Below are 23,951 nucleotides of genomic sequence, written 5' to 3'. Positions count from 1 at the left end.
TATGGAATTAAAATCAGTAGACAACAGCAAAGTTTATCTTGTGACAGGTGCAGCTGGTTTTATAGGCATGCACCTATCTAAAAGACTTTTAGAGTTAGGGTGTAAAGTTATTGGGCTTGATAATATCAACGAATATTATGATGTTGAACTAAAATATGCTCGTTTAAATATATTAAACAAGTTTGATCAATTTACTTTTCATAAGGCTGATATTGTAGATAAAGTATATCTTCAGAGGCTCTTTTCTGATACAAAAATCCATGTCGTAATTAATCTAGCCGCTCAAGCCGGTGTCAGATACAGCATTGAAAATCCAGACGCTTATATACAATCCAATGTTGTCGGTTTTTTGAATATTTTGGAAATGTGTAGACATTTTAAAGTTGCTCACCTCCTCTATGCATCATCTAGTTCTGTATACGGCGGAAATGAAAAAGTCCCTTTCTCAACAGAGGATAGAACAGATAATCCCGTTAGCCTCTATGCAGCAACAAAGAAGTCAAATGAATTGATGGCTCATACGTACAGTCATTTATATAAGATTCCTACGACAGGACTTCGCTTCTTTACCGTCTATGGGCCTTATGGTAGGCCAGATATGGCTTATTTTTCTTTTACAAAGGCTATCATCGAAGGCAAACCGATTATGGTTTATAACAATGGAGATATGTATAGGGATTTTACATATATTGAGGATATTGTTGAAGGGGTTATAAAATTATCCAACAAATCTCAATCCCTTGAAACTCTTAATCATCCATATAAATTATATAATCTAGGTAACAATCGTCCAGAAAAATTAATGACTTTAATTGAAGAGTTAGAGAAGCAGATTGGTAAGAAAGCTTTATTAGAGTTTCACCCAATGCAGCCGGGCGATGTATACAAAACATATGCGGACATTAAAAGCATAAAAAATTCTATAGATTTTTGCCCCAAAACTACATTAAACACAGGACTTAGACATTTTGTATCATGGTATAAAGGGTATATAATGGAGGGTCAAAATGAATAAGTTATATGAAATTAATGAATTCCCTTATGGGGATGGAGATAACAGATCTATTATAATTTATGGTGACAATTTAGGTGCAAAAGATGTATTTGTTTACCTAGACAAAGAGTGTTTAGGGGTTTTTGATTCATGGAAAAGTCTTGAAGCTGAACTTAAATCCAAATCAAAATTGAAAGTATCGGTAATGGGGTGCCAGTTTTTGTTAGGATATGGATTCGTTCCCCCGCCTTTTACCTTATATAGAAATGTTATCAGGCTGACCATCGGTGATAAGTTAACAATAGAGAAGTTTAAAAATAAAGCGTTCTATGAAGTGGATTTTCCTTACCTAAGTAATAAATCAATGAATAAGCAGCATAGTAGTAATAATGAATTAAAAAAAGTGCTAACTGATGCAGTTTCAGTATTAGATCACGAAAAGCGTGATATTTACATTATGCAAAGCTCTGGAAAAGATTCTACAGCACTAATGCTGGCCCTGAAGGAGGCACAAATAAAAAATGTAAATGCAATTACTTATAACCCCAACTATAGAGAAAATGAAGCTAGTGATGCAAAAGCAATAGCAAAAAGTTTCAATTATAATCATACTATAATAAACGCAGATCCGTTAGGGGAATATGACTCTTTTATACGTTTCTGTGAGAAAAGCCCTGCTATAAATGGAGATTATGCACTTATTTCCTACATTTACTCCTTAGAAAAGGGAAAGGCTGAAAAAGGCATAGTAATTGATGGTATGGGAAACGACATTTATATGGGACATATTCCGTCTAAACTTGAATCAAGACTAAAACAGTACTCCATAATTAAATTATTCCCCTTTTTGTGGGATAAGTTCGAAGTGCCGCCGCTTGGTACTAAAATGTCATATGCCTTGAAATCATTTATGATGTATCCTACCGAAAGGGTAATTTCAGGTAGTCACGTATCACATTCCAATGTGCTCGATATCTTTCCACATCAAACGCAATATAGGTCTTTTTTTAAATCTCTTTATATTAATTATAAAAGATTAAGTGAAGTCGATTTGCGTGCTTATGTAAGAGGACGGTTGTTTGATACTGCTTGTTGTATGGAGAAGGCAAGACTTGCAGCTTTTAATCAGGATTCAGAGGCAATATTTCCTTTTACAAATGGTAGTATAATTCAATATTATTTTAATCTGCGCGAAGAAGATCGCTATGATTATAATAAAAGAACTAATAAATTGGCACTAAGACGACTACTTAATGCAGAGTTTGGTGAATTTAAGTATTTAAAAGAAAAAGGTTCATTCAGATATGATATTATGAGTTTTATTAAAGCTAATCAGAATAATATTCTGAAAGAAATAAATACTGCTTCAAGTATAATTCCCTCGATAAACCGAGTATTTAAGTATTATTGGAACAGGAAAGAAAATTATGTGTTTAATGGTCCTATTCATCACTTGTTTGTATTATCAGCATGGCTTAATAGAAGGGATAGTTCAGTGATAGGAAGTTTCGACCAATCCTTACCTGAATTTGAACTGGATATCTCCTTTAAATTTTAAAACAGGAGTGAACTAGTGGTGAGAATGGCCTTTTTCCACGATTTTCCCGTTTTTAAGGATGAGAAGAATCATTACTTTTCAATTGGTTTTTCATATTCTCTTTGGGAACGGTACCTCAAGCTATTTTCTTCTCTGATCGTTGGATGTAGAGTAAGAAACTTGGATGATTATAAAAATGAAACTTTTAAGAATAACCTTCAAAGATCCGATGGTCAGAATGTTTCTATTCGACCAATTAGCGAATATACTTCACATAAGGATTATTTAGTGAATAGGATGAAAATTATTCAACAAATAAATACGATTATAAAAGAGGTTGATTGTGTTGTAGTCAGATTACCCAGCGTAATTGGGAGTTTGGCGTATAAACAAGCAATAAAGCAAAAAAAAGTTATTATTTGCGAATTGGTAGCTTGTCCATGGGACTCATTATGGAATTTTGGTAAAATTAAAACTAAAATAGCCGCCCCAATTATGTATTTAAAGACAAAAAAGATAATTAAAGATGCACAGAATGTGCTGTACGTCACTAATGAATTTTTACAGAAAAGATACAAAAACACTAATAATAATATTGGTTGCTCGGATGTAGAAATATATGATTTTCCAGACACTATATTGTTGGAGCGCATAAATAAAAAGAGATTTAATGAAGTGATTAAAATTGGATTAATTGGAAGTTCTGGGAATAGGTTTAAAGGACATGAGACTGCAATAAAAGCAATTTCCCTGTTGAAGGATAAATATTCTATACACTTACACTTACTGGGGCATGGGAACATCGGTACAATTAAAAATTTAATTGAAAAAGAAGGGCTAGAAGAAAACATTAAACTAGATGGTATAAGAAAAAGCGGAGAGGATGTTTGGGGATGGTTGGATCAAATAGATATCTACGTACAGCCAAGCCTTCAGGAGGGAATGAATAGAGCTACTATTGAGGCAATGAGTAGGGCTTGCCCTGTTATAACGTCAAATGTAGGGGGCTTTCCTGAAGTGGTTAGAGGAGACTTTATAATTAAAAAAAAGGATTATAAAGAATTAGCGAGAAAAATTGAAGATCTATTAACTAATAAAAGTTTGTATGCTGAAATTTGTAAGTATAACTTTTACAAATCAAAAAGTTTTACAAAAAGTAATTTAGATAGTACTAGAGAATCGTTTTTTCTCTCTTGTATAGCTAATAAAGAGAAGGGGATTAAAATTTGAATTATATAATTTTTCCAGGAGAGCTAGACATTCGAAGGGGAGGTCCCTCAGGATATTTAGCTAATCTTCAAGAGGGGATACAGGAAATTCAAAGAGAAAAGGAAGTAAGATTTATATCAAAGAGAAGTGATGGAATAATTTCAAAAGATAAAGTTGGGAAATTAAAGAAGATCATAGGAAAAAGTAATTTCTTGACTGAGAAAATTATGAAAAGGAAGTCCATACAACTGAGACATTTTCCCATTCATCATGAACTTAGTAGTATTGTTTTTCAGAAAGGGGATATCGTTCATGTTCATAATGTTATGGACTACAACTTTCTCATGAAATACAATCTCAATGGAGCCAAAGTTATTTTAACTCCACATACACCAGAGAGTATTGCAGATGAATTCGTAGAAGTTATCCGAAGCAATTTTAATAATCAAAGATTAAAATTGAAAAATTATAAAAGTACAATCAAAAAAATCGAAGACAGTGTCTTTAATAAGTGTGAGTACTTTATCTTTCCTTCAAAGGAATCAATGGAGATATATTCAAGCTTTATTCAGGATTTTGATAAAATAATGCTTGAAAAAAAAATTTTCTTCAATTTGACGGGATCCAAACCATTAAATTATTTCATTCCCAAAGATGCGTTCCGAAGTAAGTTAGGGATCTCACAAGAAGCGTTTGTTATCTCATATATTGGAAGGCACAATTCAATTAAAGGATTCGATATTCTTGTTAAAGTAGCCAAAGAAATTTATAAAATCGACAAAGATATAATATTTATTAGTGGTGGGACGGGGAATATCAAATCCGATAGCCCAAACTTTATAGAAGTTGGTTGGACTGATGATCCTGGAAGTATTGTTAATGCCTCTGATCTATTTATTCTTCCAAATCGAAATACTTATTTTGATCTTGTAATGCTGGAGGTTCTTTCATTAGGAATTCCAGTTATTGCTTCAAGTACTGGAGGGAATAAGTCAATTGCAAAATTGACTGAGGGCATTATATTATTTGAAAATGAAAATATAACTGAGTTAGTGCAAAAAATATTAATTTTGATTAACAATAGAGATAATTTAATTAAGATGGGGGAATTAAATAGAAGTTGTTATTATGAGTATTTTACATTGCAACACTTCTCGAAGAGATATCTAGAGGTATTAAAACAAATAAAAAATAAAGAGTGATATCATTGTTTAATATAGTATTTGGGTTATTTCAAAGTTTAATAGTGCTTATAATTTTACATAAAGTATTTTTAAAAAAGCAGTTTTCATATAACTTTATAGTTTTATTAGTCTACTATGCAATTTTCACATTTCCACTTATTTTAGATACATTTATCGGAATAGCTAGTTACTCAACACGGTCCCAATTTATATATGAGATATCAAGTTATGATACTGTAACTAATTTAGCTTTTAATCTCATTAATATGTTTGTTTTTATTGTCTTATTTTATTATAAGAAAGAGTTCCAAATTAGCTTTATGTTTAAGGGGAATTTTTATTTAAAATTATTACTGGTTCTTATTTCAATATTACCTTTAGTTTTGTTAATTATTTATATTGATAAGATACCCTCATTTAAATATGCTTCTCTGATTGGCCTATCTAAAACCAACGATGAAATATATGGTTTGTATAAGCTTTTTTTAAATACAACAATTATTTCAGTATTGAGTGGTATGGTTTACTTAATAATTACACCGAAGCGGCATATTTATATTTCGTGGGTTGTATATCTATCAATTTTTGTTGGTTTATACATGAATGGGAAAAGACTCGTAGTATTTTTGTTTTTTGCACTTCTAATTTTCAAATTCTATTTACATTACAAAAATAAAATTTTGACCATTGGTATTTCCATTGTATCAATTGGGATTATATTAATCTTTAATTCTTTATATTCTTCTTATCTTGAGAGTTCGTACCAATTGGATAAATTCGGTGAAAATGAATACTTACAATTTCGAATTGATTATTCACGAGACCATAATGTAAAAATGGCTATTTATAAAGAATTGCATTCGGGAGAGAAAAGAATTCTTGAGTATAGAGGACAAAGTTTCTTATATAATATTGCTTTTTTTATTCCCCGGGAGAAATGGCAAAATAAACCCTACCCTTATGGTGTATATGTTACGTCAGCCTCATTAGGGTTATTCTCTGCAGAGAATTTAGGATGGCAAATGACAACAAGTCTTCTCGATGAAAGTATAGCGAATTTTGGGATAGTTTTGGGCTTGATATGCTTCCTCTCAATAGTTTTTCTTGTAATTAAATTTGGAAATAAATTTAAAGATGATATATTAGTTTTCTCATTAACGAGTTTTGTTTTGTTACTCTTTTTAACAATGCAATTTTCATTTAGTTCAATGTTTATTGTTCCATGGGTCGTATTGATACTAATCAAATCTAAGAGAAGAAAAAAGTTACTCGTAAATTAAGTTTGTTGTTATTGAATTTGAACAGTGGGGAATTTCAGTGAGTAAACTAGTTTCCAATTATATTTTTAATTCTTGTTATCAAGTATTAATCTTGATATTACCACTGGTCACCATGCCTTATATATCAAGAGTGATAGGGCCTGAAGGAATTGGTATTCAGGCATACTCTAACTCAATAGTACAAGTATTTATGATATTTGCAGTATTAGGAATCCCTTTGTATGGGAATAAACAAATGGCCGCTTCTAAAACGAAGGGGAAATCTGAACTATCGAAGAATTTTTGGGAAGTTTATTGTATTCAGTTCATTTCATCGTTGGTTTTTATTTTTGCTTATGTCGTTTTTGCTATACTATTTGTAAAAGAATTTAAACTAATTTTCTTGTTACAAACAATCTTATTGTTTTCTTCGTTATTGGATATTTCTTGGTTTTTTATTGGAATTGAAGAACTAAAGAAAGTAGTTATTAGAAATGCGGTAGTCAGAATCTTGTCAGTTTCATTGATATTCTTGTTAGTCAATGATATGGAAGATTTAATATTATACGTAATAATTTCTAGCGGTACAGTTGCACTTGGACAATTATTAATGTGGTTACAGATATTTAAATATGTCAGTCCGCCCAAATTTATGGAAATTAACCCGTGGAAACATAGTAAAGCGATTCTCTTTTTATTTTTACCGCAACTTATTATTCAGATCTACGTCATTTTAGATAGGGTAATTTTAGGGCTGTTGTCGTCTGAAGTTGAAGTTGCCTACTATGATCAAGCATTAAAAATAGTGAAAGTTTCATTGGCACTTATAACATCAATTAGTACTGTCATGCTTCCAAGAATAGCAGCTGAATTTACTCAGGGAAATTTGGATAAAATTACACACTACAGTAAAATAGTTGGTAGATTAATTTTAATTGTTTCTTTACCGATTGCAACGGGATTAGCTGGAATAGCACATTTATTCACGGAATGGTTTTTTGGAAATGGTTTCGAATCTGTAGGGGACTTAATTATACTAATGAGTCCTATCATTGTTTTTGTTGGGTTGTCCAATTTATTTGGTATGCAGATTCTTATTCCAACAAATCAACAAAACAAATTTACAATATCGGTAAGTGTTGGGGCGCTCGTTAGCATTATTATTAACTTATTATTAGTAAATACATTTGGGAGCAGGGGGACTGCATTCGCTACTCTTTTAGCAGAGCTAGTCGTAGCAGTAATAATGCTAGTTTACGTTAAAGGATATATCAATCACCAGACAATTTTAAAGTTGTTGTTAAAATACGGTGCATTATCGGTTCTTATGGGGATTCTTGTATTTGTAATTGGTTTCTATTCACAGTTTCCAGCACCAGTAACAAATATCATTCAAATTATTTTTGGTTTTTTATTTTACTTCACAATTCTTTACTTGATTCGTGATCAATTTTTACTTCAAGCAATCAATAAAGTACTAAAAAAAAGGTGGAAATAAAACAAAATGTATGATTACTTAATCGTAGGCGCGGGCCCATTCGGTAGCATTTTTGCTTATGAAGCCACTAAACGGGGGAAAAATTGTCTAGTTATTGATAAACGCTCCCATGTAGGGGGAAATATTTTTTGTGAAAATGTTGAAGGTATAAACGTACATAAATATGGAGCGCATATTTTTCATACGAGCGACAAAGAAGTTTGGGAATATGTAAACCAATTTGCTGAATTTAATCATTATATTAATTCGCCAGTTGCAAATTACAAGGGAGAAGTGTATAACCTACCCTTTAATATGAATACTTTTTACCAATTGTGGGGAACCAAAACTCCGAATGAAGCAAAAGCTAAGATTGCATCGCAAATAGAGGAACTTAATATTCAGGAACCTGCAAATTTAGAAGAGCAAGCGCTGAGTTTGGTTGGAAAAGATATTTACTATAAATTGATTAAAGGATACACCGAAAAACAATGGAATAGGCGAGCAGTGGATTTGCCAGCATTTATAATAAAAAGATTACCAGTACGCTTCCGTTATGATAACAATTACTTTAATGATCGTTACCAAGGGATTCCGATTGGTGGGTATAATGTAATTATTGAGAAATTACTTAAAGGTATTGACGTTAGACTAAATGTCGACTTTTTTAAAGACAAAAATGAGTTAGTGAAGTTGGCGAATAAAACGGTTTTTACAGGTATGATAGATCAGTATTTTGACTATAAGTATGGTTCATTGGAATATAGAAGTCTAAAGTTTGATCATGAAATTTTAGATTGCGAAAATTACCAGGGCAATGCTGTGGTTAACTATACGGATAACGAGACACCGTTTACTAGAATTATCGAACATAAGCATTTTGAATTCGGTGAGCAGCCCAAAACGGTTATTACTAGAGAGTATCCTCAGGATTGCGGTAAAGAGGATGAACCCTATTATCCAATTAATGATGAAAAAAATAATTCGGTTTATCAAAAGTATTTAGAACTAGCAAAAAATGAGCGGAACGTTATTTTTGGAGGTAGACTTGCAGACTACAAATACTATGACATGGACAAAGTAATTAAACGTGCTTTGGAGATAGTACAAAATGAGTTTCGATAATAAATTGAAGTTCTGGGGTGGTTTTGGTGAGAAGGAAGTCATGGAAAAAATTCTTGATATGGATCGGGTCGATTTTAGGCGCGCTTATTCTAATTGTTGGCATAGGTGGTTACTTTGCGATAAACTATGCTGCAGATAAGGTGTTAAATTCCTTAGTTGAACCAGTTGGAGAGCCGCTAGACTCCTCTTCCTCCCAAACCGATTCGGCGAGCCCGGATGCGGAAAGCAGCGCTTCGCCTTCTAGCGATCCTGATTCATCGCCTGCTTCAAGCGAAGCTCCTGCATCGCCGTCGTCTACGCCGAAGGGCTCGGAGCAACCTGCCTCACCATCCGATGGAACCGATACAGGCAAATCCCGACAAGCCGATCAAGCTTCAGGGGATAACAAAGGGACATCGGAAGGAAGCGCGCCTCCCGCATCGCCGCCTTCGGCTTCTCCATCGCCGTCTCCTACGTCCACCTATAATCCCGAAATTTCGGTGGACAAGGCGGAGGAGGTTCAAGAGAACATTTCCTTTTCGGAGAAAACCAAGGTCATGACGATTATGCTTTCGAAGCTCAGCACTAGTGACATCAAGACACTGCAGCAGCTTGCAAGCGGCGGACTGACCGTCGAGAAAAAGAAGGAAGCCAAAGCGCTCATTCTCGAAAAGCTGTCCGAGGACGAGTACAACGAACTTATTGCGATCGCCCAAAAATACGGGCTTAGCCAAGGCAAAAGCTACGAGGATTCTCTCAAAGAAGACTTGGGCAACTAAACGAAAAGCAGGTGCATACGATGAAGAAATTTAAAATGATGCTGGCGACGGCAATGGTAGGGGCAATGGCGGTTGTGACGCCGTTTTCGGCTTTCGCCGCCACGGCCAGTACGACGGTAAGCACGATCATGGCAAAGATGAAGTTTGACGGCCAGGAGCTGGCGTTGCCGTCCGGACAGGCGGCGTTCGCGCATGAGCAGCGCGTGTACATACCGCTTCGGTTCGTAGCATACGCGCTGCAAAAGAGCGTGGCTTGGGACAATGCGACGAAAACGGTAACGGTGTCGGAGCCTTCGGCGTCCGAAGCAGCCGTGCTGAAGCAATATTTGGCGGATGCGGCGGCGGCTGCGAAGATGCCGGCGGCCATGGCGACGACGATTAAGGTGACGCCGACGAGCGCGAAGCTGGTTTTTGACGGAACGGCGAAGCAGCTGCCGGCCGGTCAGCAAGTTTTTGCGAAGGATGGAACGATTTACGTTCCGGTCCGTTTCATGTCGGAGTCGGTCGGAACGACGATTAACTGGGATTCGGCGACGAAGACGGTCAGCGGCGAGTCCAAGGCCTACCGCGAAGCTCAGCAAGGCGGGAGCGGAACCGGCGGCAGCGGCGGCAATGCAGGTTCCGGTTCGACGGGCGGCGGCAGCACGGGCGGTTCCGGCGGCGGTACGTCCGGCGGCAGCGGCGGAGCCGGAGGCGGCACGGGAGCGCAAACGCAGGCCGAAATCGAGGCGGCTGCGTATACGAAGCTCACGAACCTGAAGACGGAGTGCAAGAACACGGCGGTGAGCCTTGGCGCCCAATATATTCTGGAGTCCGATCCGGAGAAGCAAGCCGCGCTTATCGCGCAAGGAGAAGCGAAGCTCGCGTCCTGCACGGCTCAGTTCGAATCGATCGTGAGCGATACCGAGGCGCAACTGAAGGCGGGCGGATTCAGCACCGATATTCTTACAACATATCGCAGCGAATTCGAGTCGGAAATTAACGCTTTGAGAGAATTGGCTGAATCGCTAATGTAATCATAAACAAATGACAAGCTATCCGGTCCGAAGCTTTTCGGGTCCGGATAGCTTTTTTTCGCTTCGAAATCATAAAGGGGCGCTCCGGAAAAGTATATATAGAGGTGGCGGGATTGATCAGGATCGATCGTCGATTCGAACTTCATTTTAAGGTGAGGTAACCCTATGAAGCTCGTACTCCTCTCGGGAGGCTCCGGCAAGAGGCTGTGGCCGCTTTCGAGCGACTCGCGGTCCAAGCAGTTTTTGAAGGTGCTGGGCGGCGCGGACGAACCGAAGATTTCCATGATTCAGCGGGTATGGGGGCAGTTGAAAAACGTCGGGCTGGCGGACTCCACGTTTATCGCGACGAGCAAGTCCCAGGTCGAGATGATTCACAGCCAGCTGGACTCGGAGGTGCCGCTCATCGTGGAGCCGGAGCGAAGGGATACGTTTCCCGCCGTCGCGCTCGCGGCCGCTTACCTGCATTCGGTGCAAAAAGCCGGACCCGACGAAACTGTTATCGTGCTACCGGTAGATCCGTACGTGGACGAGGCTTATTTTGAACGGTTGAAGCTGCTGGACGAGGCGCTGAACCGTTCGGAGGCGGAGCTTGCGCTGATGGGCGTCAAGCCGACGTTCCCATCGGAGAAGTACGGCTACATCGTCCCGGACGAATCCGGCGACGAGCGCGCGATCCCGGACCTTCGTTCGCAAGAGAATGTCTCTGTCCGATCGGAGTTGAGGTTCGGCGATTCCCGGCCGGCTGCCGGCAGTCCGACCGGCGTTAGCACGGTTCGGCCGCACGCCCCCTACGCCTCCGTCAGCCGCTTCCAGGAGAAGCCGAGCCAGGCGAAGGCGGCCGAGCTGATCGCGGAAGGCGCGCTGTGGAACTGCGGCGTGTTCGCGTTCAAGCTGGGCAAGCTGATGGACATTTTGCGCGAGAAGGAAATGCCGCTCGATTTTGCCGAGCTTGCCCGTCACTACAAGCGGCTGCCGAAAATCAGCTTCGACTACGAGGTGGTCGAGAAGAGCAGCCGGATCGTCGTCGTGCCGTACGAAGGGGAATGGAAGGACCTCGGCACGTGGAACACGCTGACGGAGGAGCTGTCCGAGCATTTGACCGGCAAGGGGAAAATCGACGCGCAGAGCGCCAATACCCATGTCGTGAACGAGCTGGACATTCCGATCGTCGCGCTCGGCCTCCGCAACGTCGTCGTGGCCGCCAGCCCGGACGGCATTCTCGTCTCGGACAAAGACGCGAGCCCGCGCATCAAGGACGTCGTCGATTTCGTCCGGCGTCCGATGTACGAGGAGCGGCGATGGGGCTGGTACAAAATTTTGGACTATGCGGTGACGGACGACGAGTACGAGGTGCTGACGAAGCGGGTCGGCATCGCGGCGGGGAAAAATTTGAGCTACCACTACCACGGCAAGCGCAACGAGGTGTGGACGATCATCAAAGGGACGGGCGATTTTGCCCTGGAAGGCAAGATCCGGCGGGTCGCGGCCGGCGACGTGCTGCACATTCCGGTCGGCGCCAGGCACGGGATCCGGGCGATCGCCGATCTGGAGTTCATCGAGGTACAGAACGGAAGCGAGATTATCGACGAGGACATCGTCCGGCTTCATACCGATTGGGACGAAATCTTGAAGCGCTATGTAAAGTAACCATGCGAGATCCGCGCGAGGCTATCTCCGTAAAAACGCGCAAACGGAGATAGCTTTTCTTTTTCATGCAAAATATTTTCATCTAAATCTATGATCGGATGTAACTTTTTGATCTAAGCGGAGTCTACATTAATAGAGAGAAGTGGGCGGAAAGTCCAGGGTCTTTCGAGTACATTTTTCAGCATGGGAGAACGAAATGCCAGTACAATCGACAAATTGGAAACCGTATCGGAAAATTTGGATCCCCGTTCTGTCCGGGGCTATCGCGCTGTCCGCCGTTTTCGGGCCGGCCTGGCCGTTCGCCAAGCCGCCGATCGCGGCAGCCGCGACGACGGCGAAGGCCGCGGTTACGTACAAGCTCGTCAAGCAATCGGAGACGATCGTCACGAGCGGAGCGCGGCAAATCGATTACCAATGGGTCCCCTCGGACGCCGCGAAAACGACCGAAAACATTCACGTCCTCGCAATCGACCTTACGAACCCTTACGTCCAGCTCAATGCGCTCGGAGGCAAAGGCGGCAGCGTCACGGCGCGGCAGTCCGTCACCGCCATGGCGAAGGAAACGGGAGCGGTGGCCGGCGTCAACGGCGACCTGTTCAACACGTCCAGCTCGAGCGAAGGCGCGCCGATGGGGGCGCAAATTACGAGCGGACAGCTGCTGTCCAGCACGTCCCAGCTTACGGGCATGTACGCATTCGGCCTGACCAAGGACAAAAAGCCGATCATCGACCGGTTTTCGTTCACCGGCACGGTGTCCGTCGACGGCAGTTCGTTCCCGCTTAGCGGCATCAACCAGAGCGCGTACCGCACGGAACCGGACAACGGGTTCAGCCACGCCAACGCTTTGTACATGTACACGAGCGCCTGGACGGGAACGGAACGCCCGAAAAACAGCGCGACGACGCCGACCGAAGCGCTCGTCGTGGACGGCGTCGTGACGGAAATCGCGGTCGATACGCAGATCGCGACCCCGATTCCGGCGAACGGCTACATCCTGCGCGGGCACAAGGCGGCGGCCGATTTTATCAAAAACAGCCTGACCGTCGGGCAAAAGGTAACGTCTACCTACAGCCTCGTGTCGCAGACGAGCGGACAGACCTATGACCCGACTTCGTTCCAGATGATGGTGAGCGGGCATACGATTCTCGTCGACGGCGGCAAAGCCGCGACGTTCTCGCGGGAGATCAGCGGGCTTAGCGGCAACGCGAACCGGGCGCGCACCGCGGTCGGGTATTCGGCGGACGGGAAGACGGCATACCTCGTGACCGTGGAGGAAAACGACGACACGAAGACGGCGGGCGTGACGCTGAGCGCGCTGCAGCAGATTTTGCTCCAGCTCGGCGTGTACAAGGCCGTCAACCTGGACGGCGGCGGCTCGACGACGATGGTGACGCGGCCTCTCGGGGAATTCGACGTCACGCTTGCGCACCCGACCTCTTACGGCACGACGCAGCGGCTTGTGGCGAACGGCATCGGCGTATTCTCGCTGGCGCCGCAAGGCTCGGTCAAAGGCATCGTCGCAAGCGGAGCCAAGACGTTGTTCATCGGCCAGCAGGCGACCTACTCGCTCAAGGCTTACGATACGTACTACAACCCGATCGATCCGGCCGGACTGACGCCGGCGTGGTCGGCGGCCGGCAGCATCGGCACGTTCAAGGACGGCGTGTTCACGGCGGCCAAGCCCGGCAGCGGCACGATCACGGTCAAAGCGGGCGAAGCCAGCAACACGGTCGACGTTCAGGTCGTCGGCGGCGACCAGATCGACCGCCTGACCGCGGAGCCGAGCACGAACGTGCTGGCGGCCGGCACGACGGTCGCGGTCACGGTGAAGGCGAAGCTCAAAGACGGCACGACGGCGACGGTTCCGGCATCGGCGCTGAAGTGGGAGTTCCGCGGTTTTACCGCGACGGCCTCGAACGGCAATATCGCGATTCAAAGCGTCGGCGAAAATACGAAGATCGGGTACGCGATCGCCCGTTACGACGGGTTCTCGACGGTCGTGGCGCTCACCGCCGGCGCCGAGAGGACGCTGGAGAACTTCGACAGCGTCGCGTACAACATCGGCTTCAGCCGGCTTCCGAACGAGACGGAAGGCTCCGTCTCGCTCGTCACCGGCATGGCCGGCCGCGAAACGTCGCAGGTGCTCAGCCTGAAGTACGACTTCACGAACGGAACCGGCAGCCGGTTCGCCTACGCGGTGCTTAACGACGGCGCCGGCATTACCGTCGACGGCAGCCCGAGCTCGCTGACGCTCGACGTGCTGGGCGACGGCAGCTACAACTGGCTGCGCGCGACGTTCGTCGACGCGAACGGCAAGGAAGGCCTCGTGACGCTGGCTTCGGCGATCGACTGGACCGGCTGGAAGACGATCAAGGCCGATCTGGCTTCGGCGGGCCTGGCGTATCCGGCGAAGCTGACGAAGCTGTACGTCGTCAACCTAGAGGAGGAGCAGGACGAACGGGCGCTGACGGGCGAAGTCGCGTTCGACAACCTGAAGCTGCTCGGGGCGACCGGCGCGGCCGCCGGCAGCTCGGCAAGCGTCAAGCTTACGCTGAACAGCAAGCAGGCGACGGTGAACGGCAAGGCCGCCACGCTTGACGCCGCTCCGATCGCGCTGGACGGCACGACGTACGTGCCGCTCCGCTTCGTGTCGGACGCGCTCGGCGGAAGCGCCGACTGGGAAGGGACGGCGAAGCGGGTGACCGTGCTCCGCGGCGACAAAATGCTGGAGCTGTGGCTGAACAAACCCGATATGATCGTGAACGGCGTTCGGGTCGCTTCCGAGACGCAACCGCTCGTTCGCAGCGGCCGGGTGCTCGTTCCGCTGCGCGTCATTTCGGAGCAGCTGGGCCAGACGGTCGACTGGAAAGCGGACGACAACAGCATTACAATTCATTAATCTTCGGTCCAAAGTCCCATATTCGGGTTTCTAACAGTATAAAATGTGATATGATGGAAACGGGCCCCTTTTCCGAGTTTAAGAGAGCGTGCGGACCGCCGGGCGGAAAGCCGGGCGATCGGCATATGCAGTTGTCGGGGATGATGCAGGGGGAATCGAATACGTGGACAGCGTGGACCAAATCGATCTTGTCATCCAGAACGCCGTCAAGGTGATGGAAGACAGCAAGATGCAAGTGTTTGAAATATGCGAGGCGGCAAGGCGGGAGCTGGAATCGCTGGAGCGGGAGCTGGAGCGGGTGCTCGCGGAGACGGGGACGACGATCGAGACGGTCGACCGGCTGGAGCGGGATTACCGGCTCGCGCGCATCCGGCTTACGGAAGTCAGCCGCGACTTTTTGCGGTACTCCGAGAAGGACATCAAGTCCGCCTACGAGACGGCGACCAACCTGCAGCTGGATTTAATGGTGTACAGGGAGAAGGAAAGCTATTTGAAAAAGCGGCGCGGCGAGCTTCAGGTTCGCGTGCGCAACGTCGAACGTTCCATCGAGCGGGCCGAGGCCATCGGCTCGCAGATGAACGTCGTGCTGGATTATTTGTCCGGGGATTTGTCTCAGGTGACGCGCATTTTGGAATCGAGCAAAAACCGGCAGCTGATCGGGCTGAAAATCATTTTGGCCCAGGAAGAGGAACGCAAGCGGATCGCGCGGGAAATTCACGACGGCCCCGCCCAATCGCTCGCCAATTTGGTGCTGCGTACCGAAATCGCGGAAAGAATGCTCGGGACGCAGGAATTGGAGGTCGTGCGCGGCGAATTAATCGAGTTGAAGAAGCAAATCCGCAACGATTTGGGGGAAATTCGCAAAATCATTTTCAACCTCCGCCCGATGGCGCTCGACGATCTCGGTCTGGTCCCCACGCTTCGCAAATTCGTTCAGGATTTTGAGGAACGGACCTCGATTCGGACCAAGTTCGATGTCGTCGGGAAGGAAAAGCGCATGTCATCCGCGCTCGAAGCCGCGATGTTCCGGCTCGTGCAGGAAGCGTTCGGCAACGCCTACAAACATGCGGAGGCGTCGCTTGTGACGCTCGAGATCGTTTTTTTGGAGGAGAACATACGACTTACGATTCGGGACAATGGGGTCGGGTTCCATGTCGACGTTACGGAGGCGCGCGCGCGAAGCCATTCCAAATTCGGACTGATCGGGATGAAGGAACGGGTCGAGCTGCTCCAGGGGAAAATCACCTTCGCCTCCGGCGTCGGACAGGGCACTACGGTCACCATAGAAGTTCCAAACCAGGCAGAGCTGCGAAAGGAGTTGGGCTATAATGGAGAATAAATCGCAAAATCGCAAAATCAAGGTGCTGCTTGCAGACGACCACCAGCTGTTTCGGGAAGGCCTGAAACGGATTTTAAACATGGAATCCGATCTGGAAGTGATCGGGGAGTGCGGCGACGGCATTCAGGTGCTGGAGTTCTGCAACCAGATCAAGCCGGACGTCGTGCTGCTCGACATCAACATGCCGGTCGAAAACGGCGTGGTGGCGACGGAGCGGCTGCGGGATATTTTTCCCGATATCAAGGTCATCATTCTGTCGATCCATGACGACGAGAGCTACGTCTTCGAAACGCTGCGCAAAGGCGCCTCCGGCTATCTGCTCAAGGACATGGAGGCCGAAGCGCTCGTCAACGCCATTCGCACGGTTGCGGTCGGCCACGCTTACATTCACCCGAAGGTGACGGGCAAGCTGATCAACCAGCTGCGCCGAATGACGTATCTCGACGAAATCGGCGCGACCTCGGGCGCCGCGGCCAGCCGGGAGACGGTGACGAAGTTCGTTCCGAACGGCAACAACCCGCTGACGCGCCGGGAGGCGGAAGTGCTGCGCCTGATGGCGGAGGGCAAGAGCAACAAGTCGATCGGGGAAAATTTGTTCATCAGCGAAAAAACGGTCAAAAACCACGTCAGCAGCATTCTGCAGAAGATGGAAGTGGACGACCGGACGCAAGCCGTCATCAATTCGATCAAGTTCGGCTGGGTTACGCTTTGAGCCGTAAGGCCGGAGCGGGAATTCGGCTTTCGAGCAGCGAAATTACATAAGGACGTTCGGGAAACCGCCTTTGCCTTCGGCGGTTTTTTTGGCATGTCGGAATGTTTAAGGTTTTCGCCTGGCTATGAGCGCGTACGGAAGCTTGCGGGACGGCGGTGGGGGCAAATTCGTATGCGAGGGATCAGGGGATGGCGGAGGGAGCTACACTGGATTTTGTCCAATCAAGGGGGCGGAAAACGCCGAGACCGTTGCCTTGAGTGGATTTTATCCAACGAGCAATTTGGAATTTGGGCAAAAACGCGGGAAAGGCCTCGCCAGATTGGACAAAATCCAACGAAGCCCAATCTTTTCGCAAAAAAGTCGATTTTGGTTGGAAAAATTCCAACCAAGCCTCGCCGAACCCAACGCCATCCCTCTCAATCCTGTGCAATTCCTATGCAATCTCGCGTTATCCGGCGATCCCCCTCCCATTCAATCCTTCATAAACCTACGCAATTCAGCGTCCCCCCGCTCAATCCGCGAAAAACGCCAGGAAATTCGCCAGGAAGTCTGTCAAGCACCTGCATGCTTGCTGCTGTTTTTGATCGGAAAGCGTCTCAAAAGATCGACCTGCCGCCGAAGCCCGGAACCTGCGCCTTCCGCGCAGCATATGCTGTCGTAGGAGCGAATCGTTATTTCGCGGGGAGGCGGACATCATGATGATCGATTTGGTATGGATCGTCGCCGCTTATGCGGCTGCGGCCTACTGCGTCCATTGGCGAATCTCCCGCATGAGCAAGGAATCGGCCGGAGGGCGGCATTTCGTGCTCGTTGCCGGCAATCATCAAATGCAGATCGAAGGCTATATTCGGAAGCTGCGGGGATTCTCGCGATGGACTGGTGAGGATATCGCCATAACGGTTGCTATGAAGGCTTTGTCAGCGGACGAAACAGGGAAGATTGCATCTCTGTTGGCTTCGCGGGAGCAAGGAGAGCTTGCGGTTGTACCTTATCGTCCTGGGGAGCCGGCGGACATTGAGGCATGGAGAACGGGAACGGAGCCTTTGCGGACCGGTCAGGGGAATCGCATTGTCGTGTGGATCGACCTTGATGACCTTGAACATGCAAGATTGCCTCAGCGTTAGGAAACAGCATTTATTGCAAAAACTTCGGGGAGGGCAAAACGTCCTCCTTTTTTGTCTGCGCGGATTTATGACGGTTTGTGACTCATGTAAAGTTTGGAGACGGACAAGCCGATACATGAGAGGAGAATCTATTCCAAAGCACTCGGATGGTGAACTTTATGAAACAGTTGCTGAGAAAGTTGCTTGGCTTGCTCCTCGCTCTTTTTATGGGTACACCGGCTTTGAACGCAACCGCGAATACCGGTAATCCGGTTCCGGCCAACGTATCGGAAAGCCGTATTTACGTCGATGGCCGGGAAGCGCGATTGACGGGTTTTACCATTGGGGGTAGCACCTATTTCAAGCTGCGCGATGTTGCCGAGGCGCTGTCGGAAACGCCAAGCGGGTTCGATGTGATTTGGAACGCTAAAGGCAACGCGGTAGAGTTCATAACGGACAAGCCTTATACCGAGCAAAAATCGGGAGCATATACTTATTACTACGCTCCCTCTATTGAATATACGGCCCAACCTGGAACATCAAAGTTGATCGTTGACGGCGAGCCGGTTGCGCCGATAGCCTACGTAATTGACGGCAGCAATTATTTCAAGTTGAGAGATTTGGGCGCGTATGCCCATTTTGACGTTGAATTCAGCGAGGAATCAGATGAAATCCACATTTATTCGCGGCTTCCGGAAAATGCACATCGGGTGAAGGCGGCAGGGAATGTTGCTGACAATATCCTGACCCCCTATTACCCGAGATGGCAGAGCCCCTTAACCTCCAATTTGATTCGCAACGACGACGGGACCTTTAGCGTCATTGAAGCGAACGACGAGATCGTAATCGACACATATGATGAGGATTTTCAGTTAATTTCCAGCAAGAAGATTCCCCCTGAACTTCCATTGTTCGGCGGCTTTTACAGCGGGAAAAGCTATCATTACATCGCTTACGGTCAGGAAAACCCCGAGGAAAACGATGAAGCAGAAGTGATCCGAATCGTACGATATGACAAAGAATTCAACCGCATAGACAGCGTATCGATTCAGGGCGGAGCAAGCTATACCACGATTCCTTTTGCGCATGGTTCAGGAAGGATGGCGGAATCCGGAAATACGCTTGTTTTCCATACTTCTCGCCAGCGGTATATGACGGAAGACGGCTTGAATCATCAATCCCAACTGACGATTATGATCGATACGTCGACGATGTCCGTAACCAATAGTTTGGGAAAATTTCAGCCAAATCATGTGAGCCATTCTTTTGATCAATATGTATTATTTGATGGAAACGAGCACGTACTACTCGACCATGGCGACGCCTACCCGCGTTCGATCGTTTTGCAAAAAGGAAACGGGGTGTCGTACAGGGAGGTCGATATGTTTGAGATTCCGGGAAAAATCGGGGCGAATATGACCGGCGTATCCGTCGGAGGCTTTGCGGAGTCGTCTTCGCACTATATCGTTGCGATGAACACGATCGACCACGCTTTGGTCACCGAGTATACGTCTTTCGAGATGAAAGGCCTGGAAAGAGATCAACGAGATATCCTAATCGCCGCCGTCCCGAAAAACAACTTGAACGGGAACGAAGTTAAAGTTGTTACGATTGCCGAATATATCGACAGCGACAAGCTCGCGTCGATTCCTCGATTGGTCAGAGTAAACGATGACAAGCACATCGTGCTATGGCAGGAGTTCGATAAATTTGGCGAGCTTTACTCGCAGAACCGTCGAAGCGATTTGAAGTATGTGTTTTTGGATAAGGGGGGCGGCCTTCCGGCGGCATTCAAACGGTCGAGCGCTTAGCGCTGTCACGTTGCAATCCGATCGTCATCGGCGATAAGGTCGTATGGTACGCGCAGGAAAACGGGATTCGCATTTTTTATGCGGTACCTCTTATCGACCAAGCTTAAGAAAAAATAAAGACCACCGATAACGAAGCAGAACAAACAAGGGCGGGACGGTTCGAAGGATTGTCCCATCCTTCCTTTGAACAACACTTTCCTAAACATTCGATGTTTGAGCCAGGTTATGACGCAATGTGATTGCTTCGGAGTGCGAGTTGGAATATAATGATAGGGTAAATTGCATCGATACGGGTGAAGCACACCTGCGAGCGTATGGCGCGTTCGGGTGTGTTTTTTTGTTGTCTTTTTCCCGTGCGCGCGGTTGAGAGAGTTAACAGGGAAGAGGAGGATGAGGATGTACGAGATGGACAAGGTCGCGAAGATGTCGCGGACGGACCGGAGCGGTCGGGCAGCGGAGACGGCGAGGGCGGAGTCGACGAGGGCGGAGATGGCGAGGGCGGAGACGGCGAGGGCGGAGACGGCAGATCGGGCGATCCGCGTGCTGGAGGAAATTTGCGTCCGGCTGGAGGGGATGGAAATCGCTCTGCACAGCCAGGACGTGCGTCTGGAGACTCTGGAGAAGCGGGTCAATGCCGGCATTCGGGGGCAGGAAGAGCTGGACGGCAAGCTGGAGGCTTTATCGCTCGATACGCATCGGCTTTTCAGCTTGTCGAGCTCGCTTGCGAAGGAATTTTTTTTGCTGCGCGGACAGATGAACGATCAGCTCAACGGCTTGGGGGAACGGCGGCGCAGCCGGGAAGGGGCGTGATTTTATCCGAGCTTCAGTTTATGTGGCGCTTGCGAACGACGGTTGCGCTTATCCGCAATGGACCGTTAGTTGGGAGGCGGATCTGGCGTTTTGGGCAGGCCATGCGGCGACTTCGGCGACTGAAGCGCATAAGGCGCGCAGCCTGGTTCGGCTTCGCCTGGAGCTGCCGCTGTCCGAGGCGGTTATCGTTTGCGACAGTCTGAAGGCGAGGCTTGGCGGGAAGATCGGGCCGGGCGATGCGGGCGGCCTTCTGCTGGAGACGGCGGAGGCTGTTCGCAAAGGGCTCTCACGGGAGAGGAGAAACCGCTTGTCAGGCGCTGCCGGAATGCGAAGGGGAGCGTCCGGCGTTCATTCGGCGGTCCGTCGCCCGGGCTTCTCTCCTTCCCGGTCGTCCGGACCTGGCGAAGCGGCAGGCAGTACGGCAAGGGATGCATTTTGGGGTTCGATAGGCGGTCCGGGCGGCAGCTTTTTGCTGGAAACGGTTCGGGTTGCGGATTTGCCGGGCTTGTCGGGTTTGCCGGCTTTGCCGGATTTGTCGGACTGGACGGGCATGCAGGAGTCGGCGCATCAAGCGATCGGGAACCGGGCCGACGATTCGCTTCGGCCTGCTGTTGCGCGAGGCAGAGGGGTTTCGGCGGGTGAAGGGGCTGCATGGAGGAGTGCGGCTAGAGAAGCCGGCCGCAAGCTGGCCGGGCGCTCGCTGCTGCTCGACGAGGCGATCGGCTTGCTGGGCATGGAGGACAGCGGGACGGGGCTGTTTTTGCTGCAGTTCGCCGCGTTGGCCGGCGAGGCGCGGCTTGCCGCCGCGATGGAGAGCGGCGCCGGGAGGCGAGCGAAGCTGCGCTGCCGGCGCTGCGGCAGCGGCGAAGAGCGGATGCGCCGCACGGCATGCGCTTCTTGCGGCAGCGCCGCGTGCGCCGTATGCGAGGCGTGCATTGCGATGGGGCGCAGCCGCGAGTGCGGGCTGCTCGTTCTTGGCTTGCCGAGACGAGCTGAACGTGAGCAACCTTCCGCCTCGGTATCCGGTCGTCCATTGCCTGCGGATGGAAGGCCCCGATCGCTAAGCGGGTCTACGGACTTTAGCGTATTCTCCCGGCCGGTCGATGGAGAGCGCGCCCCGTTGTTCGTCGACCGATGGGGACTCAGTCCGGCGCAGCTTCGCGCGTCCGAGGCTGCCGTGCGTTTTTTGCGCGGCGATGGTCCGGGGGAACCGCTTAACAGTTTAAATCGCCTGCTGCCGCGCGCGTTCCGTCGGTCCAATCGAACGCAAAGCCGCAGGTTTCTTCTCTGGGCCGTAACCGGGGCGGGCAAGACCGAGATGATCTTCCCGCTGCTGCAGGAAGTGCTCGACCGCGGGGGCAGGACGCTGGTGGCGACGCCGCGGCGGGACGTGGTGCTTGAGCTTGCGCCTCGGCTGGCCAAAGCTTTTCCCGACGTCGGTCTTGCCGTGCTGTACGGGGGCAGCGAAGACCGGTGGACGAACGCGCCATTGACGTTGGCCACGACGCATCAGCTGCTGCGGTTCCAGGAAGCGTTCGACCTCGTGCTGGTCGACGAGCTCGACGCGTTTCCCTACCATAACGATCCGATGCTGCATTATGCCGCGGAGAAAGCCCGCCGCGCGGACGGCTCGACGGTGTTCCTGAGCGCGACGCCTCCCGCGTCGATGCAGCGCGAAGTAAAGAGGGGCGGCTTGCCGTGCGCTCGGGTGCCCGTCCGTTTCCATCGTCATCCGCTTCCGGTGCCGGTTCGGCTGAACGTTCCGCCCATTTATAAGTGGATCGGAAGGGGACAAGTTCCCGCATCGCTCAAGAGGTTGGCTGACGAATCGGTACGGCGGGGGGCTCAATTGTTCGTTTTTGTCCCGTACATTCGGCATGTCGATCCGGTCGTTTCCTTGCTGAGGCGCCATGCCGGAGAATGGGGAATCGCCCCGGAGGCGATCGGCGGCACATCGTCCAAAGACGCGGAGCGTTCCGGCAAAGTAACGGAATTCCGCAATCGGTCGTTCCGCGTGCTCGTGACGACGACGATATTGGAGCGGGGCGTGACGGTTCCGCGCAGCGACGTTTGCATCCTCGACGCGCACCACGCGATGTTCGACGAAGCGGCGCTCGTGCAGATGGCCGGCCGGGCCGGGCGGTCGGGAGAAGATCCGAAGGGGCGCGTGTATTTCTGCTCCGCCTATGCCACTCGCTCCCAGCATCGCGCGGAATCGCAAATTCAGGCCATGAATCGGTTGGCCCGCAAGCTCGGCTATATCCGGACGGCGAAGGATGAAGATTGAGTGGCTCGAACGCATTTATCGGTTGTTCGGCCCGGACAACGGCTGCTGCCCGGTGTGCGAGCGGCAGCTCCGTAACGGTTCCGCCGCCCTTCCGGTATCGATCCGCCATGAAACGCCGAGAACGATCTTGTCCTCTCTCTGCGGCGAATGCGCCGGGCGCATCCCTTGGATCGACGAGGCGGCTTGCCTCGTATGCGGACGCCCGGAGCGCTGCGGCGATTGCCTGCGCCGGACGAACCGCCATTTTCGCTGCTGCCGCGAGGCGGTACGTTACGACCCGGCAATGCGGCATTGGCTCGCCCAGTACAAGTATCGGGGACTGGAAAGGCTGGAGCCGGTCCTTGCGGCCATGCTCGCCATGCCGGCCGAGCGCATGATCGGACGGCTCGCATTCGATGCGGTGACCGCCGTGCCTCTAGCCGAGGAGCGGCTGCTCGAGCGGGGGTTCAATCAGGCGGAGCGCCTGGCCGCGCGCATTTGCGACTGGTACCGGGTTCCTTATGTTCCGCTGCTTCGCCGCATCCGCCATACGAGCAAAATGAGCTTCATAGGCCGGGGCGGCCGCCTTGAAAATATGAAGGGAAGCTTCGCCGTCGACGTTTCCCTGAGCGGGTTAGAGGGCCGGGAGCCGAAGCGGGTGCTGCTTGTCGACGATATTTATACGACCGGAAGCACCATGAACGAATGCGCCTATGTCATTCGCCGTTCGTTCCCCGCTTGCGAGGTGTACGGGGTTCTTTTGGCCCGTTCTTGACATTCCGCTTGTTTCTTGCAATATTTAGTA

The 23,951-nt window shown here is 48.7% G+C and carries 18 protein-coding genes; all 18 read left to right on the top strand.

Annotation, left to right across the window (positions count from 1 at the left end):
* The first annotated feature begins 1 nt into the window (after position 1).
* The 18 genes from JW799_RS04830 to JW799_RS04740 all read left to right on the top strand — a co-directional run bounded on the left by JW799_RS04830 (position 2) and on the right by JW799_RS04740 (position 23,921).
* On the top strand, positions 2 to 1,015 hold the full coding sequence (locus JW799_RS04830; RefSeq protein WP_205428871.1) for an NAD-dependent epimerase: 1,014 nt from the start codon (positions 2 to 4) through the stop codon (positions 1,013 to 1,015).
* On the top strand, positions 1,008 to 2,552 hold the full coding sequence (locus JW799_RS04825) for an asparagine synthase-related protein (RefSeq protein WP_205428870.1): 1,545 nt from the start codon (positions 1,008 to 1,010) through the stop codon (positions 2,550 to 2,552). Before JW799_RS04830 ends, JW799_RS04825 begins: the two co-directional genes overlap by 8 nt.
* Before the next feature lie 24 nt (positions 2,553 to 2,576).
* Complete coding sequence (locus JW799_RS04820) at positions 2,577 to 3,761, top strand: glycosyltransferase family 4 protein (protein WP_240353520.1); 1,185 nt, start codon at positions 2,577 to 2,579, stop codon at positions 3,759 to 3,761.
* The gene (locus JW799_RS04815; protein WP_205428868.1) at positions 3,758 to 4,942 is read left to right on the top strand and encodes a glycosyltransferase family 4 protein; all 1,185 of its coding nucleotides are present in this window, start codon (positions 3,758 to 3,760) and stop codon (positions 4,940 to 4,942) included. The genes JW799_RS04820 and JW799_RS04815 overlap by 4 nt, the downstream gene beginning before the upstream one ends.
* Positions 4,943 to 4,947: 5 nt before the next feature.
* On the top strand, positions 4,948 to 6,204 hold the full coding sequence (locus JW799_RS04810; RefSeq protein ID WP_205428866.1) for an oligosaccharide repeat unit polymerase: 1,257 nt from the start codon (positions 4,948 to 4,950) through the stop codon (positions 6,202 to 6,204).
* A gap of 37 nt (positions 6,205 to 6,241) precedes the next feature.
* Positions 6,242 to 7,681 carry an oligosaccharide flippase family protein gene (locus tag JW799_RS29510; RefSeq protein ID WP_205428863.1) on the top strand — a complete coding sequence of 480 codons (1,440 nt, stop codon included), beginning with the start codon at positions 6,242 to 6,244 and terminating at the stop codon, positions 7,679 to 7,681.
* Between the two features lie 6 nt (positions 7,682 to 7,687).
* On the top strand, positions 7,688 to 8,785 hold the full coding sequence (gene glf / locus JW799_RS04800; protein ID WP_205428861.1) for a UDP-galactopyranose mutase: 1,098 nt from the start codon (positions 7,688 to 7,690) through the stop codon (positions 8,783 to 8,785).
* 53 nt (positions 8,786 to 8,838) lie between these two features.
* Positions 8,839 to 9,543, top strand: coding sequence for a hypothetical protein (locus JW799_RS04795; protein ID WP_205428859.1), 705 nt, complete (start codon positions 8,839 to 8,841; stop codon positions 9,541 to 9,543).
* Positions 9,544 to 9,563: 20 nt separating this feature from the next.
* The gene (locus JW799_RS04790) at positions 9,564 to 10,559 is read left to right on the top strand and encodes a copper amine oxidase N-terminal domain-containing protein (protein WP_205428857.1); all 996 of its coding nucleotides are present in this window, start codon (positions 9,564 to 9,566) and stop codon (positions 10,557 to 10,559) included.
* A 165-nt stretch (positions 10,560 to 10,724) separates the two neighbouring features.
* Positions 10,725 to 12,206, top strand: coding sequence for a sugar phosphate nucleotidyltransferase (locus tag JW799_RS28300; RefSeq protein ID WP_240353146.1), 1,482 nt, complete (start codon positions 10,725 to 10,727; stop codon positions 12,204 to 12,206).
* A gap of 196 nt (positions 12,207 to 12,402) precedes the next feature.
* Complete coding sequence (locus JW799_RS04775; RefSeq protein WP_205428855.1) at positions 12,403 to 15,105, top strand: stalk domain-containing protein; 2,703 nt, start codon at positions 12,403 to 12,405, stop codon at positions 15,103 to 15,105.
* A gap of 154 nt (positions 15,106 to 15,259) precedes the next feature.
* The gene (locus tag JW799_RS04770) at positions 15,260 to 16,444 is read left to right on the top strand and encodes a sensor histidine kinase (RefSeq protein ID WP_420830675.1); all 1,185 of its coding nucleotides are present in this window, start codon (positions 15,260 to 15,262) and stop codon (positions 16,442 to 16,444) included.
* Positions 16,434 to 17,156 (top strand): response regulator, encoded by a 723-nt coding sequence (locus tag JW799_RS04765; protein ID WP_080832528.1) that lies wholly within the window; start codon positions 16,434 to 16,436, stop codon positions 17,154 to 17,156. Before JW799_RS04770 ends, JW799_RS04765 begins: the two co-directional genes overlap by 11 nt.
* Positions 17,157 to 17,851: 695 nt before the next feature.
* The gene (locus JW799_RS04760; RefSeq protein WP_080832526.1) at positions 17,852 to 18,280 is read left to right on the top strand and encodes a hypothetical protein; all 429 of its coding nucleotides are present in this window, start codon (positions 17,852 to 17,854) and stop codon (positions 18,278 to 18,280) included.
* Positions 18,281 to 18,438: 158 nt separating this feature from the next.
* Positions 18,439 to 20,070 carry a hypothetical protein gene (locus tag JW799_RS04755; RefSeq protein WP_205428851.1) on the top strand — a complete coding sequence of 544 codons (1,632 nt, stop codon included), beginning with the start codon at positions 18,439 to 18,441 and terminating at the stop codon, positions 20,068 to 20,070.
* A 396-nt stretch (positions 20,071 to 20,466) separates the two neighbouring features.
* Positions 20,467 to 20,880, top strand: a complete 414-nt coding sequence (locus JW799_RS04750; protein ID WP_080832524.1) for a hypothetical protein — start codon at positions 20,467 to 20,469, stop codon at positions 20,878 to 20,880.
* Between the two features lie 22 nt (positions 20,881 to 20,902).
* Positions 20,903 to 23,167: an ATP-dependent helicase ComFA gene (locus tag JW799_RS04745; protein WP_338026217.1), complete on the top strand. Its 2,265-nt coding sequence runs from the start codon at positions 20,903 to 20,905 to the stop codon at positions 23,165 to 23,167.
* Positions 23,157 to 23,921, top strand: coding sequence for a ComF family protein (locus tag JW799_RS04740; RefSeq protein ID WP_205428850.1), 765 nt, complete (start codon positions 23,157 to 23,159; stop codon positions 23,919 to 23,921). Before JW799_RS04745 ends, JW799_RS04740 begins: the two co-directional genes overlap by 11 nt.
* Positions 23,922 to 23,951 lie beyond the last annotated feature (30 nt).

The sequence above is a fragment of the Cohnella algarum genome, from assembly GCF_016937515.1.
In the GTDB taxonomy this organism is placed as follows: Bacteria; Bacillota; Bacilli; order Paenibacillales; family Paenibacillaceae; genus Cohnella; species Cohnella algarum.
Note: the sequence above shows the minus strand (reverse complement) of the source record. Positions and strands in the feature narration are given on the sequence as shown.